This window comes from Actinophytocola sediminis (genome assembly GCF_054779715.1).
Genome location: NZ_BAAGXS010000079.1, coordinates 49,285 through 63,612, shown reverse-complemented (window position 1 = coordinate 63,612; position 14,328 = coordinate 49,285). Strand labels below are relative to the sequence as shown.

The 14,328-nt window shown below is 68.9% G+C and carries 14 protein-coding genes; 8 read left to right on the top strand and 6 right to left on the bottom strand.

Annotated features, from left to right (window positions below; translation table 11 throughout):
* Positions 1–66: 66 nt before the first annotated feature.
* On the top strand, positions 67–369 hold the full coding sequence (locus ACYVIP_RS37090; protein ID WP_460405111.1) for a DUF1540 domain-containing protein: 303 nt from the start codon (positions 67–69) through the stop codon (positions 367–369).
* 42 nt (positions 370–411) lie between these two features.
* On the opposite strand, the gene ACYVIP_RS37085 is transcribed toward ACYVIP_RS37090, so the two are convergent.
* From ACYVIP_RS37085 to ACYVIP_RS37075, 3 genes are all read right to left on the bottom strand, one after another.
* Complete coding sequence (locus ACYVIP_RS37085; RefSeq protein WP_460405109.1) at positions 412–921, bottom strand: DUF6069 family protein; 510 nt, start codon at positions 919–921, stop codon at positions 412–414.
* Positions 922–1,185: 264 nt separating this feature from the next.
* Positions 1,186–2,043 (bottom strand): SGNH/GDSL hydrolase family protein, encoded by an 858-nt coding sequence (locus ACYVIP_RS37080; RefSeq protein ID WP_460405107.1) that lies wholly within the window; start codon positions 2,041–2,043, stop codon positions 1,186–1,188.
* 189 nt (positions 2,044–2,232) lie between these two features.
* Positions 2,233–3,474 carry a pectate lyase gene (locus ACYVIP_RS37075; RefSeq protein WP_460405105.1) on the bottom strand — a complete coding sequence of 414 codons (1,242 nt, stop codon included), beginning with the start codon at positions 3,472–3,474 and terminating at the stop codon, positions 2,233–2,235.
* Between the two features lie 223 nt (positions 3,475–3,697).
* On the opposite strand from ACYVIP_RS37075, the gene ACYVIP_RS37070 reads away from it, so the two are divergent.
* On the top strand, positions 3,698–4,582 hold the full coding sequence (locus tag ACYVIP_RS37070; protein ID WP_460405103.1) for a DUF4349 domain-containing protein: 885 nt from the start codon (positions 3,698–3,700) through the stop codon (positions 4,580–4,582).
* 4 nt (positions 4,583–4,586) lie between these two features.
* Here ACYVIP_RS37070 and ACYVIP_RS37065 read toward each other — a convergent pair whose 3' ends face one another.
* On the bottom strand, positions 4,587–4,976 hold the full coding sequence (locus ACYVIP_RS37065; protein ID WP_460405101.1) for a winged helix-turn-helix transcriptional regulator: 390 nt from the start codon (positions 4,974–4,976) through the stop codon (positions 4,587–4,589).
* An 81-nt stretch (positions 4,977–5,057) separates the two neighbouring features.
* On the opposite strand from ACYVIP_RS37065, the gene ACYVIP_RS37060 reads away from it, so the two are divergent.
* Both ACYVIP_RS37060 and ACYVIP_RS37055 read left to right on the top strand, forming a co-directional pair.
* Positions 5,058–5,696, top strand: coding sequence for an NAD(P)-dependent oxidoreductase (locus ACYVIP_RS37060; protein WP_460405099.1), 639 nt, complete (start codon positions 5,058–5,060; stop codon positions 5,694–5,696).
* 60 nt (positions 5,697–5,756) lie between these two features.
* Positions 5,757–6,395 (top strand): GntR family transcriptional regulator, encoded by a 639-nt coding sequence (locus ACYVIP_RS37055; protein WP_460405097.1) that lies wholly within the window; start codon positions 5,757–5,759, stop codon positions 6,393–6,395.
* A 34-nt stretch (positions 6,396–6,429) separates the two neighbouring features.
* On the opposite strand, the gene ACYVIP_RS37050 is transcribed toward ACYVIP_RS37055, so the two are convergent.
* Entirely contained in the window at positions 6,430–6,999 is a 570-nt protein-coding gene (locus ACYVIP_RS37050; RefSeq protein WP_460405095.1) for a cryptochrome/photolyase family protein, read from the bottom strand.
* Positions 7,000–7,111: 112 nt separating this feature from the next.
* Here ACYVIP_RS37050 and ACYVIP_RS37045 point away from each other — a divergent pair, with 112 nt between their 5' ends.
* The 4 genes from ACYVIP_RS37045 to ACYVIP_RS37030 all read left to right on the top strand — a co-directional run bounded on the left by ACYVIP_RS37045 (position 7,112) and on the right by ACYVIP_RS37030 (position 14,043).
* On the top strand, positions 7,112–9,079 hold the full coding sequence (locus ACYVIP_RS37045) for a DUF6807 family protein (RefSeq protein ID WP_460405093.1): 1,968 nt from the start codon (positions 7,112–7,114) through the stop codon (positions 9,077–9,079).
* Between the two features lie 284 nt (positions 9,080–9,363).
* Positions 9,364–11,049, top strand: coding sequence for a glycoside hydrolase family 43 protein (locus ACYVIP_RS37040; protein WP_460405091.1), 1,686 nt, complete (start codon positions 9,364–9,366; stop codon positions 11,047–11,049).
* A gap of 37 nt (positions 11,050–11,086) precedes the next feature.
* On the top strand, positions 11,087–12,526 hold the full coding sequence (locus ACYVIP_RS37035; RefSeq protein WP_460405089.1) for a pectinesterase family protein: 1,440 nt from the start codon (positions 11,087–11,089) through the stop codon (positions 12,524–12,526).
* Positions 12,508–14,043, top strand: a complete 1,536-nt coding sequence (locus ACYVIP_RS37030; protein WP_460405087.1) for an RICIN domain-containing protein — start codon at positions 12,508–12,510, stop codon at positions 14,041–14,043. Before ACYVIP_RS37035 ends, ACYVIP_RS37030 begins: the two co-directional genes overlap by 19 nt.
* Here the strand turns inward: ACYVIP_RS37030 and ACYVIP_RS37025 are convergent.
* Entirely contained in the window at positions 14,040–14,306 is a 267-nt protein-coding gene (locus ACYVIP_RS37025) for a hypothetical protein (protein WP_460405085.1), read from the bottom strand. The two genes, ACYVIP_RS37030 and ACYVIP_RS37025, sit on opposite strands and share 4 nt — an antisense overlap.
* Positions 14,307–14,328 lie beyond the last annotated feature (22 nt).

The window sequence follows — 14,328 nt, the reverse complement described above, 5'->3', positions numbered from 1 at the left end:
GGACCGGATCATCGCTGGGAGAGTTGACAGGCGTTCCGAACTGCTTCTCACGAAAGGAGCCGGTGAATGACCACCACCGAAATGCCGGCCATCAGTGAATGTACGGTCACGGCGTGTTCCTACAACGACGACCATGACTGCCATGCGTTCGCTATCACCGTCAGCGGGGTCAACGGGGCGGCCGACTGCGCCACCTTCGTGCCGCTCGACGCCAAGGGCGGCCTGCCGAAGGTGTTGTCCCAGGTAGGGGCATGTTCTCGGGCCGACTGCCAGCACAACAAGGACCTCGAGTGCACCGCCTCGGCGGTGAAGGTCGGACCGGGTCCCGGCGGGCACGACGCGAACTGCATGACCTACCGCAGCGCCTGATCACTCCGCGTCACGTCTCCGCGCGGCCGGCGGGCCAGCCGGTCAGCTCCTGGCCCGCCAGCCGCGTTCCTGCCACCCGTGATCGGGCGGCAGCCGCACGGAGGCGTGCGCCGAACTGGCCAGCGACGAGCTGATCGCGACCGCGATCACCAGGTAGAGCGCCGCGTTGGCCACCTGCACCTCGACGGCGACCGCGAGGTTGAACGGCCAGACCACCAGCACCACGGTGACCAGGCCGACGATCCACCAGAAGAACACCATCGGGCGCGGGGCGATCAGCAGGAGCACGTGCGCGAGCGCGGTGGCCAGCAACGTGCCGCCCGCGGCGAAGCCGGCCACCCACATGGCGCCGAGGTAGTCGATCGTGCCCGGGGTGTTCTCCGGGGCGATGACCGCGACGCCGAACACCCCGCGAATGTTGAGCACCCCGACGAACGCGACCAGCGCGGCGACGATGGCGGTCGCGATCCCGCCGGTCCACATGCGACCAGCCGCGACCGACGGCCGCTGGTTCGGGCGCGCGATCCACGGCTGGTACTGGTTTTCGGTCACCGAGAACTCCTCCCGCCGCCTGCGGATAAGCAAATTTATGGCCAAGCGGGCGACGGCGCACGTCGACATGCGCAGGTCGTTCCAGTGACCACACTGGACAGTCCCAGATGGACCAGGCGGGAGGGTGTCGATCCCGGGTGTACGTCCGGTGCCGGACTGTCCTGCTGGGATCGACGGCGAAAACCCGCAGGCGGCGACAGTCCGCCTGCGGGACGAGCACGCCAACCTGCCGGTGATGGTGAACCGGCGGCCGGCGCTGATGCCTCAGCCCAGGCCGAGCGCCTGACTGGTCGTGGCGGCCATGTTCGACTCACCGAGGGCGTTGGGGTGCACGACCACCGGGTTGGTGGTGTGCAGGACCGGCTCGATCCACCGGACACCCTGGGGCTGGCAGGCGTCGTGGCCGTTGGAGGCGGCGCTCAGGTCCACATAGGTCGCACCGGTCGCGGCGGCGGCGCGGCGCACGGCGTCGTTCAGGGTGGCCTGCAGCGACCGCACATACGGCACGTCACCGGTGGCGATGGGCATCCTGGTGAAGCAGCCGCCGGACTCCGGGACGATCCACGGGTAGCCGAGGATGGCCACCTCGGCGTTGGGCGCCCGGTCCACGACCGCGGTCAGCGCCTCGACCAGCGCGGGATAGGTGGTGTTGCGGACGGTGTCCTCGAAGCGGGAGCCGTAGATCGTCTGGCACGGGTTGCCGTGGCCGAGGGTGACGATGCCCGCCGAGCCGCACGCGAGGATGGCGCCGATGAACACGCCGCTGTCGTTGCCGCCGATGGTCATCGTGACCAGGTCGGTGTCCTCGCCGAGGGCCTCGACCTGCGCCGGCACGCCGGGGTACTGGGCGGCGGTGAAATGGCTGGTCTCGGCGGCGCCGCAGGTCACGTCGACCAGGGTCGCGCCGGTTCGCTCCGCGAGCACGTGCGGGTAGTTGCGCGCCGAGCGCAGGCACAGCAGCGGCGACCCGGACGCGATCGGCAGCACCCCGGACGCGGCGCTGTAGGAGTCTCCGAGTGCGACGTAGTTCAGCGGTTGCGCCCCGGTGGCCGGGGCGGCCGTGACCAGGCTCAGTGCGGCGGCGGCCAGCACGGTGACGGACGCGAACAGGCGACGAGACATGGCACCTCTTCCTGCGACATTGAAGGCTACTCGTGAGTAGGTAAGTGCCTGCCCATAGTCAACGATTCGTCGCTCGGCGTCAATGGCCAAGTCAGTGGCCATGTCGGTAGCCATGTCAGGGCCTGGTCAGCCGGCCGGCTGGGCCTCCAGCTCGTGCTGAAGGCCCAGCCGGGTCTCGGGGTGGGTCGGCTAGCGATAGGTGATGTCCGACGAGCTGTAGAGACAGTTCGTGCTGTCGGGTCCGGTGCCGATCTGGTCCGGTTCGTCGCCGTCGTCGTTGCCGACGTACTTGCGGCAGATCACCATGGCCCTGCCGGAGTCGTTGACGATCGTGATGCCGGAGAACCGCGCGGTGTCGCCGTAGTTGGTGTTGATGCCGGCCACGGTGTTGCCCGGCCGGGTGAGGGTGACGTTGCGGATGACCACGTTGCGCTGACTCTGGCTGGAACAGTTGCCGCACGAGCGGTAGAAGCTGCCGAAGTTGCTCGCCTGGAAGTTCTGGATGGTCACCGTGCCGGGGCCGTTGTGCTGGAACACCTTGTCCGAGGCCGCCCGGGCGCCGCCGCCGTCGACCAGGAAGTTGGGTGAGCCGCTGCCGCGGAAGGTGGCCGCGTCCTCACCCACGTCCTCCCACCAGACGTTGCGCAGGGTGCACGGGCCGGCGCAGTGCACGCCGTCGCCCGCCGGGGCGCCGATGATCACGTTCTGCAGCGTGGCGCCGGAGGCCAGCTGGAACATCGGGTCCTGGTCCTCCTCCTGCCCGCCGTCGCCGATGCAGCAGTAGCGGCGCAGGCCGCCGTCGAGCGTGCCGGACACCGAGATCGTGCCGTTGACCGACACCTGCCCGGTCGGGGTCGGCCAGGTGCCGGGCGGTGGGTTGGTGCCGCCGACGGTGGCCAGCTGCCACTGCTGGTTCCACCCGTCGAGATCGGTGAACTGCGCGATCACGCCGCCGTCCGCGGTGGACCACTCCCACACGTCCAGGGCCTTGTTGCTGTGCCGGTTGACGAAGCGCACGTAGCCGCTGTCGGAGTCGGCGAGGCGGAAGTGCTGGCGGGTGCTGCCGTTGTCGGCGGTCTGGACCAGGCCGGTGCCGTCGTTGGCGTCGGGCACTTCCAGGAACTTGCCGCTGTGCACCGATCTGATCTTGTAGTACCCGCTGCCGGCGTCCACGAATCTCCACTGCTGCACCGCGAGGTCGTTGCGGGCGAACTGGACGATGGGGGCGCCGTCGTTGGTCGCCCAGTTGTACACGTCCATCGCCTTGCCGCTGTGGCGGGAGACGAACACGTAGGTGGCGCCGGTGTCGACGCTGGCCGCCGCGGCGGTGTTCGCGCCCGCCACGCCGACCAGTCCGGCGCCGATGGCGACCACCCCGGCGATGACCGTTGTTCGCCAGCGGGCGGATGGGCCGCGGTTACGTAGCCTCATTGTCCGGCCTCCTCAGCTCAGGTGGACATACGCGGTGGCCTCAGGCTAAGGACAGCCGCATGGACAATGGCGCACAGCACGTGGACATTCCGGGTCGCGGGATCGTGCGGTGAATGCCGGATCGAGGCCGACTCGTGATCGGGGCCGAGCAACTGAGGCCGGCCGGTGTTCCGTCTATCGGAGCATGAAACTGGGTAGACAACGCAACCGCGGGTTAGCCGGCATGGCACTCGTGTTGGGCGTCGCGGCTGTTTTCGCCTCGGCCTGCACCGGCAGCTCCGACAGCGCGACGAGCGGCGCGATCGCGAACGAGCAGGGGACACCGGGAGGGGCCGCTGTCGGTGACCGCGACCCGGCGGCGCCCGCGCAGGAGGACAATGCGCGGGCGGCGGAGAGCAAGCAGATCAACCAGCCTGGGGTGGACCGAAAGCTGGTGCGTACCGCGACGATCTCGTTGGCGGCCAAGGAGGTCGGCGAGGTCGTCGAGCAGGCGCGGGGCATCGCCGGCACCGAGGGCGGCTACGCCGGCCGGGAGGAGGTGCGGGCCGAGGCCGCGACACTCACCCTGCACATTCCCTCCGACCGGTTCGACCGGGCACTCGGCGAGCTGTCCGAGTTGGGGGAGGTGGTCTCCCGCGACCAGACCGCGGAGGACGTCACCGAGCAGGTGGTCGACCTGGAGAGCCGGGTCGCCACCCAGCGGGCCAGCGTCAACCGGGTGCGCGCGCTGCTGGCCAGGGCGGGCACGGTGGAGGAGATCGTGCGGATCGAGCAGGAGGTGACCACCCGGGAGGCCGAGCTCGAGTCGCTGACCCAGCGCCAGCAGGCGCTGGCCGGTCAGGTCGCCATGTCCACAGTGACCATCGAGGTCAGCAAGTCCGCCACCGCACCGCCGCCCCCGCCGGAGGAGGAGCAGGCGGGCGGGTTCATCGGCGGCCTGTCCGACGGGTGGGGCGCGTTCCTTGCCTTCGGCGGAGCGACGTTGCGCGTGGTCGGCGCGGTGCTGCCGTTCCTGTTGGTGCTGGCGATTCCCGGGGTGCCGGCGCTGCGGTGGTGGCGTCGTCGGCGCACGCCCGTGCCCACGACCCCGGCGGTGCAACAGTCGTAAGCCGTCAGCGGTGTCCGCCACCGGGTGCGGCCGAATACCGCTCCTGGGCGTCGAGTAGTTCGTCCCAGTGCTCGGCCGCCCAGGCGCACGCGGCCGCCAACGGCACCAACATGCCGCGGCCGAGCGGGGTCAGCGCGTACTCGACCCTCGGCGCCGGGCCGGGGTGCGCCGTTCGGGAGACGAACCCGGACCGTTCCAGGCCGCGCAGCGACTGGGTGAGCACCTTCGGGGTGACGCGGTGCAGCGGCACGCGGAGTTCGGAGAACCGGCGCGGTCCGCCTTCCAGGCAACGCATGACCAGCGCCGCCCATTTGTCGCCGAAGCGGAAGGGCACCAGCGAGGATGGGCACAGCTCGTCGAACATGTCGGACGGCAGCGGTTGCCGGTGCGTCATCGAGACTCCCTTGGTATCCAGGTGGTAACCGCCCTGCTGGCTACCTTCCAGAGCATCGACTCAACGGGAGGTATTCCGCGGATGGGCAAGATCGTGATTTTCGGTGCCGGTGGCCGGGCGGGACAGCGGGCAGTGGCCGAGGCGCGGCGGCGGGGCCACGAGGTCACCGCGGTGGTGCGCGATCCCGCGCGCTACCGCGGTGTGCCGGACGACGGCGTGCGGGTCGCGGCCGGCGATGTCACCGACGTGGCGGCCGTCGCCGCGCTCGCGGCCGGGCACGACGCGGCGATCAACGCGGCCGCGGTGTACGGCGCGGGCACCGACCCGGACGCGTTCTTCCCCGGCGCCGCGCGGGCGCTCATCGAGGGCCTGCGCCAGGCCGGGGTGGACCGGCTCGTCGCCATCGGGCTGTCCACGCTGCTGCCCGGCCCGGACGGGACCCGGCTGCTGGACTCACCCGACTTCCCCGCCGAGCACCGGCCATTCTGCCTGGCGCATGCCGCCGGGTTCGCGGTGTTCCAGGCCGACGGCGGCGCGCTGGACTGGGTGTACGTCACTCCCGCCGGCGACTTCGACCACGACGGCGAGCGCGTCGGCCACTACGACCAGCGCGCCCACGGCGACCCCGCCGCCCGCATCTCCTACGCCGACTTCGCCATCGGCCTGCTCGACGAGATCGACACCCCACGCCACCACCGGCGCCAGGTGGCCGTGACCTAGTCCTCCGGGCCGTACACTGCGCTGCGACAAAATTGGCGACAATCTTGGCGGAGTGTGCCGGTGAGCGAGAGCGCGCGGTCGGTGGTCGACCAGATCCGCGAGGCCATCGTGCGTGGCGAGTTCGTGCCCAACCAACGGCTGGTCGAGGCCGACCTGTCCGATCAGCTGGCGGCGAGCCGGGCCGCGGTCCGCTCGGCGCTGGTGGCGCTGGCCGCCGAGGGGCTGGTCGAGCGGGTGCCGAACCGGGGCGCGCGGGTACGCGCGGTCTCCCTGGCCGAGGCGATCGAGATCAGCGAGGTCCGGATGGCCCTGGAGGGCCTGTGCGCGGCCAAGGCGGCCGAGCGCGCCACCGAGGACGAGGTGCGCGAGCTCGCGACCTTCGGGGAGCGGATGAACACCGCGGTCGCCACCGGCGACGTGCTCGGCTACTCGCGGCTCAACCAGGAGCTCCACCAGCGGGTGCGGGAGATCAGCGGCCAGCGGACCGCGCGCGAGCTGCTGGAACGGTTGCGCGCGCAGAATGTCCGCCACCAGTTCACGCTCGCCATGCGGCCGGGACGGCTCGCGGTGTCCCTGCCGGAACACCTCGCCATCATCGAGGCGATCTCCTCGGGCGACCCGGTGATGGCCGAGGCCACGACCAGGGCACACCTGCGCGGCGTGATCGCCGCGCTGGACGAGGCTGATCGCAGCGGATAGCTGAACCAAAATTGTTGACAAAATGGCCGGCGGTTCAGCCCCCGAAGGTCGCCAGCCTGGTGTCGAGAAACCGGCGCAGCGCGCGGCGTGCCTGCGCGGGTGAGGCGGCGAACAGGCGGGGGCCGTCGGCGCCGACGGTGGCTATCCGTCCGTGTGCGGCCAACTCGTCGAGTTCGGTCCGCACCTCGTCGTCGATCGCGTCCTCCCGCGGCGTGTACGGAGCGGGGACGTCCAGTGTGGACTGCTTGGGCGGGCGTTGCCGGTTTTCCTTGTCGAGGTTCCAACTGCCGCCGACCGGTTCACCGTCCGGTTCGAGCAACACCCGGAACCGGCGTCGCTGGTCACGGTAGAAGTCCTCGAGCAGGAACCGTTTCCGGTCACCCACCCACGTCGCGAAGTCCGCTGTGGACAAGGCGAACCCTGGAGTGGGTAGGACGTCCAGCACCAGCCCGGTATCGCACAACTGTTCCACCAGGCGTGCGGCGGCATGCGAGCCAGGCTCGTGCACCAGCACCGGCACGCCGAACTCGGTCAGTCCCGCCCGGTAGGTGTCCGCTCGGATCAAGGTAGCCCGGTCGCCCAGCTCAGCGGCTGCCCGGCGCATCGCGGAGTCCCAAGCGCGTGGGAACCGGGCTGGCCATCAGATACGGTAACAACGAGGAACCGGTTTCCCTCCGGGGTTCCGGTCGCAGACCTGCGGAGGAAGCGGCGTAGTGGTGGGATCGCTCAAGGGGACCAGCACCATCGGAGAGGTCGCCGTCGCGGCGGGGGTGTCCCGGGCGACGGTCTCCCGGGTGATGAACGGCAGGACGACCGTCGCCCCCGAGATCGTCGCGCGGGTGCATGCCGCGGTCGACCAGCTTCGGTACCGCCCCAACAATGTCGCTCGCAGTCTTTCGCTCGGGCGCACCAATACGGTGGCCCTCGTCGTACCCGACCTCGGCAATCCGATGTTCCAGCAACTGCTGCGGGGGGCGATGGCGGCCGGTGTCGAGAGCGGTTATCGCGTCCTTGTCGCCGAGACCGCCGAGAACGCGGTCGATGAGGCGGAGGTGGCGCTGGAGGCACGGCTGCGCTGCGACGCGCTCATTCTGGCCAGTCCGCGGATGCCCGAGGCGGAACTCACCGCGCTGCTGCCCAAGGTGACGCCGCTCGTCGTGGTGAACCGGCCTGTGGCCGGTGTGCCCACGCTCGCCGTTGACTTCGCCCACGGCATCACGGCAATCGTCGACCATCTCGTCGACCAGGGCCACCGGGATCTCACCTATGTTGCCGGGCCGCCGGGCGCGAGGTCCAACGAGATTCGCGCGCAGGCGCTGGCGGACGCGGTGCGGCGGCACCCGTTCCTGCGCGTGCGAACCGTAGCGGCCGGATCCACGATCGAGGACGGCCACCGGGTCGGCGACGAGGTGCTGGCGAGCCGGGCGACGGGTGTGCTGGCGTTCAACGACCTCGTCGCGTTCGGCCTGCTCGCAAGGCTCAACGAGACCGGCGTGGCCGTTCCCGGCGACATCTCGGTGACCGGGTTCGACGGTATCGAGCTCGCCCGCTACGCGACGCCGTCACTGACCACGGCCAGCATCTCCCAGGTCGATCTCGGACGCCGTGCCTGGGAGATACTTGCGGAGGTCATCGAACGGGAGGGACAGAACGCCGCCACGGAGCCGGAGTTGATCCGGCCGGAGCTCACGCTCCGAGCCAGCAGCGGGCCCGTGCCCCCGGCTCGCCGGCTCGGTGTGCCCTCGTCCGACACCGTGGGCTCCGCGCGCACGCGGGTTGCCGACGGCGTCCGGGCGCGGTGGCGGACTGACGCCGGCGGTGCGCTACTCGAAGGCCTCGACCTGCCGCTTGCGCGGTACTCGGGCGGGACCGCCATGCCGCAGGTGCACAGCCCGCGGCCGTACCTGCATCCGGTGCGCTCCCTGTCGGGGCGCGCCCTCACCGAGGTCAGCCCCGTCGATCACCGCAACCACTACGGAGTCTCCTTCGCCGTGGCCGACGTCGACGGCACGTCCTACTGGGGCGGTCGCACGTTCCTGCCAGGTCAGGGGCCCACGCTGCTTGGCAACCACGGGCGCCAGGTCAGCACGGGGATCGACATCGACGCGAGCGGGGCGCGCCTGCGCGAGTCGCTCACCTGGGCCGACCAGCACGATCGCCAGCAACTGGTGGAGGAGCGCGAACTGACCGGGGTGATCCTCGCCGAGGCGGAGGCGTGGGCACTGGGCTGGCACAGCCGGCTGACCGCGTCCACCGGTGCCACGATCTCGAGCCCGGCGCTCAAAGGCCGACCAGGCGCCGGTTACGGCGGCGTCTTCTGGCGACTGGTCTCGGCCGACTCGACGGAAGTGCTTGCCGCGGACGCGGTGGCAGGGCCGCTCGCGCATGGCTCCCACTCGCCATGGGTCGCGTTCGGTGGACGGTATGGCAGAGAGTGGACGTCCGTGGTTCTGGTGCAGGACACCGCCGCTGAGCCTCTTCCGTGGTTTGTGCGAGTCGCGGACTATGTCGGTGCCGGTCCGTCGCTGGCCTGGGACGCGCCGTGCGTCATCGACGCGGGGGAGAGCCTGGACACCGGGTTGGTCGCGCTGGTCGTTGATCGGCGGCTGACGGCCGAGGACGCGTCCGACCTCGCCTGCCTGGCGCTTGCACGGGTCGCGACGGCCCGCCGCGAAGCGACGTGACCCGACCCGCACCAGCGGGGTACGAAGCCGCCGTCCTTGGTGCGGGAACCGGTTTCTCGACTGAATCCTCCACCTGAACGAGCCTTGTCTTGGTGGAGCGATGCGCAGTACGGTGAAGGAGAGAAACCGGTTTCTCCGCTGGTGTCGGCCGGCCTGCCCTGCTCTTCGCATGCTTCCCGGCACGGGGGCAAACCGAGACTTCCCGTCCATCGCCGAATTCTCGGCGACGGATCGTGGAGGACCAGGAAAACGCTTACCTGAGGCAATCGACGTCAGGAGTGGCAGTGAGCGTAGCTGGCGAGGAGAACGACCGGACACCGAGCGAACGCGGTCGCCGGCAGGTGTTGCGTGCGGGTGTCGGTGTCGTCGCCGGCTCGTTGGCGCTGGGCGGGATGCCGGCCGCCGGCGCGTCGGGGCCGGAACGACTCCCGTGGGTGGCGGACCTGGGTGACGGTCGCTACCGCAACCCCGTGCTCTACGCGGACTGGTCCGATCCCGATGCGGTGCGGGTCGGGAGGTACTTCTACCTGGTCGCTTCCACGTTCAACCGCATTCCCGGGCTGCCGATCCTCCGGTCGACCGACCTGGTCAACTGGACGGTCGTCGGGCACGCGTTGACCGAGTTGGCGCCCAGGGACCATTTCAGCGTGCCGCAGCACGGTAACGGGGTGTGGGCGCCGGCGATCCGTCACCATGACGGCAAGTTCTGGATCTTCTACCCGGATCCGGACTTCGGGATCTTCGTGACGACCGCGACCGATCCGCGCGGCCCGTGGACGGCGCCGCACCCGCTCAAGCCGGGTCTGGGGTTCATCGATCCGTGTCCGCTGTGGGACGACGACGGGCAGGCCTACCTGATCCACGCGTGGGCGAAGAGCCGCGCCGGCATCAACAACCTACTGACGCTGCACCGAATGAACCCGGACGGCACAAGTCTGCTCGACGAGGGCACCACCGTGGTCAACGGCGACGAGATCCCCGGCTATACCACCCTTGAGGGGCCGAAGCTCTACAAGCGCGACGGTTGGTACTGGATCTTCGCCCCGGCCGGGGGAGTCAAGCGGGGCTGGCAGTCGGCGTTCCGCTCCCGCACCATCTGGGGCCCGTACGAGGACCGTATCGTGCTCGCCCAGGGAAACACGCCGATCAACGGACCGCACCAGGGCGCCTGGGTGACCACTGAGGCCGGCGAGGACTGGTTCGTGCACTTCCAGGACCAGGAGGCGTACGGGCGTGTGGTGCACCTACAGCCGATGCGATGGCGCGACGACGGCTGGCCGGTCATGGGCACCGACGACGGCAACGGCCTCGGCAGCCCGGTCCTGGTGCATACCAAGCCACGGGTCGACCGCCCTGAGCGGGTGACCGCTCCGGCGACCAGCGACGAGTTCACCGCACCCGGGTTGAGCGAGCAGTGGGTATGGCAGGCGAATGCCGACCCGGCGTGGTGGCGCCTGCGCCGGAACCGGCTCACGCTGGACTGCTCGCCCAGCCCGGTTACCCATGACCTGCGACTACTGGGAAATGTGCTGGGACAACGCCTTCCCGCCGAGTCCTGCACGGCGACGACCTCGATGACCCTGACCACCACGGCCCCGGGCAGTCGGGCCGGGCTGGTGGTGCTGGGCGCCACCTACGCCTGGCTCGGCCTGTGGCACGACGGTGAGCAACTCGTGCTGGCGTGTCGCACCGCGGCCGCGGGTGGCGTCGAGATCGACGCCGCCGCGTCCGTGCCGCTTGAGCGACAGCACACGTCGGTACGGCTCAAGGTGTCGGTCACTCCGGGCGCGGTGTGCCAGTTTGCGGCCGATGTGGACGGTGTCGGGTACGTCCCGGTCGGCGCACCGTTCCCGGCGACCCCAGGCAAGTGGATCGGCGCGACCGTCGGGTTGTTCGCCACCGCACCGGAGAGTGCCGGTCAGCATGGGACGGCCGAGTTCGACTGGTTCCGGGTGCGGCCCGGCGAGTAACGCCAACTTCCATCAGCCCTCAAAGAGGAGGACCAGTATGGCAATCCCGTCACGGATGGTTCGACTTGTCGGCACAGCGGTGAATATCGCGGTTGTGCTGGCGATGGTCGTGACTGCGGCCCTGTGGATTCCTTCGACGGCGAACGCGGCGGTACCGGAGAACGGAACCACCTATCAGGTCACCGGTACCAACAGCGGCAGGTGTCTGGACATGGTGGCGGGCACGACGGAGAACGGTGGGCTCGTCCAGCAATGGAGCTGCTCAGGCGACACCTGGCAGCAGTTCGTTCTCGGCGTTTCCGGTTCGTATCAGACCCTGACCAATGTCAACAGCGGTAAATGCCTGGACATCCCGTACGGAACGACCGAACCCGGCGTCCAGCTCCAGCAGTGGAACTGTAACGGGTCGACCTACCAGCAGTGGCGGCTCGTGACGTCGGGCACTGGTACCTACCAGATCGTCAACGTCGCCAGTGGGCTGTGCCTGGCCAGTCAGGACGCGGGTACCGGGTCCGGGGTGGCGATCGTGCAGGAAGCCTGCTCCGCCAGTACGAACAAGCAGTGGCTGTTCACCCCGGTCTCGGTGGCGAGGCCGACGGTCGCGGCGGACGGGAGCGGGACTTACCGGACCGTGCAGGAGGCGATCGACGCGGTGCCGGCCGGGAACACGAGCCGCGTGACGATCACGATCAAGGCGGGAACCTATCGGGAGGTCGTGACAGTTCCGTCGAACAAGTCGATGATCACGTTGCAAGGCCTGGGTTCCTCGCCCTCGCAGGTGCTGATCGTGTATGACAACTCCGCCTACACCCACGGCACCTCGGGCAGTGCGACGGCGTTCGTCAGTGGTCGGGACTTCGTGGCGACGAACCTGACGATCTCGAACGACTTCGACGAGAGCTCAACACCAAGCGGTCACCAGGCGGTGGCCCTGAACCTCTCCGCCGACCGCGCGGTGCTGCGGAACGTGCGGTTGCTGGGTGACCAGGACACGTTCCTGGCAAACGACTCCGCGCGGGCGTACATAGTGGACACCTATGTCGAGGGCACGGTCGACTTCATTTTCGGCGGCGGCACGATAGTCCTGGACGACTGCGACATCTACGAGAAGCGGTCGACAGGTGGTCCGATCACGGCTGCGAGCACCCCGGCGACCAAGACGTACGGGTTCTTGTTTCACAAGTCGCGTATCCGCGGTGCCGCGGCGGCCGGGACCACGACCCTCGGCCGACCGTGGCGTCCGGACGCCCAAGTGCTGTACCGAGAGTCCACTTTGGATGCCGTGGTGAGGACAACTCAGCCATGGACGGACATGTCCGGCAACCTATGGCAGAACGCTCGGTTCTCCGAGTACCGCAACAACGGCGCCGGCTCGGGCACGGGTGCCAACCGCCCGCAGCTCACTGACGCGCAGGCCGCGAACCACACGCCCCAGAAATACCTCGCCGGCGCCGACGGATGGAACCCCGTCGACTGATCTGGAAGGGAAGGACACCATGCGATTCACNGCGATTCACCTCGACGCGATTCACCTCGACGCGATTCACCTCGACGCGATTCACCTCGACGCGATTCACCTCGACCTGGATGCGAGCCGTGTGCGCGGTCGTCATCGGCCTCTCCGCGACGGTGACTGGTGGCCTACCGGCTGCCGCGGCCGTTCCGGGGAACGGAAACACCTATCAGATCAGTGCGACCAACAGCGGCAGGTGTCTCGACCTGGTGGCGGGCACGACGGCGAATGGCGGCCTTGTTCAGCAGTGGAGCTGTTCGGGGGACAGCTGGCAGCAGTTCGTTCTTGGCGTGTCCGGCGCGTACCACACCCTTACCAATGTCAACAGCGGCAAGTGTCTCGACATCCCCTACGGCACGATCGAATCGGGCATCCAACTTCAACAGTGGAACTGCAACGGTTCCACCTACCAGCAGTGGCGGCTGACTCCGTCCGGCTCCGGCACGTACCAGATCATCAACGTCGCCAGCGGTCTCTGTCTGGCCAACCAGAACGCGGGCACCGGATCGGGAGTGCCGATCGTGCAGGAGGTTTGCTCCGCCAACACGAACAAGCAATGGCTGTTCACGCCGGCCGGTCGCGCGTGGTCGGACGTGGCCGATGGTTTCGCCGGCACTGGCGGCGGCACGACTGGCGGCGCGGGCGGCCCGACGGTCACCGTGACCACCTATGCGGACCTGGTCCGGTACGCCACGGCCAGCGGGCCGTACGTGATCCGGGTCGACGCCGCGGTCACCGCAACGCCCTACGGCACCGAGCTCCGCGTCACCTCGGACAAGACCATTGTCGGCGTCGGCACTCGAGGCCACATCGTCAACGGCGGGTTCTTCCTCGGTGACGGTGTGCACAACGTGATCATCCGCAACCTGACGATCCGCGACACCCTGATGGCCTCCGACGACCCGGACGACAAGGACTTCGACTACGACGGCATCCAGCTGGACAACGCCCACCACGTCTGGATCGACCACAACACGATCACCAGGATGAACGACGGCCTGATCGACAGCAGGCTGGACACCACCTACCTGACCGTGTCGTGGAACGTGTTGGCGCAGAACAACAAGTCGTTCGGCATCGGGTGGACGAGCAACGTGACCTCGCGGATGACCATCCACCACAACTGGATCCGCGACACCAACCAGCGCAACCCGAGCACCGACAACGTCGCCTACGCGCACCTGTACAACAACCACCTGCAGAACGTCACCTCGTACGGCAACTACGCCAGGGGCGCGACGAAGATGGTCCTGGAGAACAGCTACTTCGACAACGTGAAGGACCCCTACTACAAGGACGACGCCGCCCAGCTGCGGGAGTCCGGAAGCGTCGTGGTCAACTCGACCGGCCAGCGGGAGACCGGCGGCTCGGCCTTCACGCCGTCCTCCTTCTACTCCTACACCCTCGATCCGGCCGCCGACGTGCCGTCGCTGCTGCGGACCTATGCGGGCCCGCAGGCCAACATCGGCACTCCGTCCTAGGACGAAAATGGTGAGGGGCCGATCCGGTGGATGGTTCCAGTGGCGACGGTGCGCAGTTTGTCGGGGTTGGCGACGTTGTGCAGGATGGTGATGCGGCCGGTGTTCGCGAGTAACTCCGGGATCTGGAGGTCGGCCAACCGCTGACCGGAGGCGACTTGATGCAGCCGCAACCGCTCGGCGAACCGCTCACTCGCGTTGACCAACGTGATCCGCACGTCCGTCCCGCCATACCGGCGCGACGGGTAGCCCGTGATGTTCGTCAACGTCGGTATCCGCGGCAGGTTG

Bases quoted from the DNA above. Each gene is read 5' to 3' on its own strand.
- ACYVIP_RS37090 (WP_460405111.1), top strand. From the start codon at position 67: ATGACCACCACCGAAATGCCGGCCATCAGTGAATGTACGGTCACGGCG.
- ACYVIP_RS37080 (WP_460405107.1), bottom strand. From the start codon at position 2,043: ATGTCTCGTCGCCTGTTCGCGTCCGTCACCGTGCTGGCCGCCGCCGCA.
- ACYVIP_RS37075 (WP_460405105.1), bottom strand. From the start codon at position 3,474: ATGAGGCTACGTAACCGCGGCCCATCCGCCCGCTGGCGAACAACGGTC.
- ACYVIP_RS37070 (WP_460405103.1), top strand. From the start codon at position 3,698: ATGGCACTCGTGTTGGGCGTCGCGGCTGTTTTCGCCTCGGCCTGCACC.
- ACYVIP_RS37065 (WP_460405101.1), bottom strand. From the start codon at position 4,976: ATGACGCACCGGCAACCGCTGCCGTCCGACATGTTCGACGAGCTGTGC.
- ACYVIP_RS37060 (WP_460405099.1), top strand. From the start codon at position 5,058: ATGGGCAAGATCGTGATTTTCGGTGCCGGTGGCCGGGCGGGACAGCGG.
- ACYVIP_RS37050 (WP_460405095.1), bottom strand. From the start codon at position 6,999: ATGCGCCGGGCAGCCGCTGAGCTGGGCGACCGGGCTACCTTGATCCGA.
- ACYVIP_RS37035 (WP_460405089.1), top strand. From the start codon at position 11,087: ATGGCAATCCCGTCACGGATGGTTCGACTTGTCGGCACAGCGGTGAAT.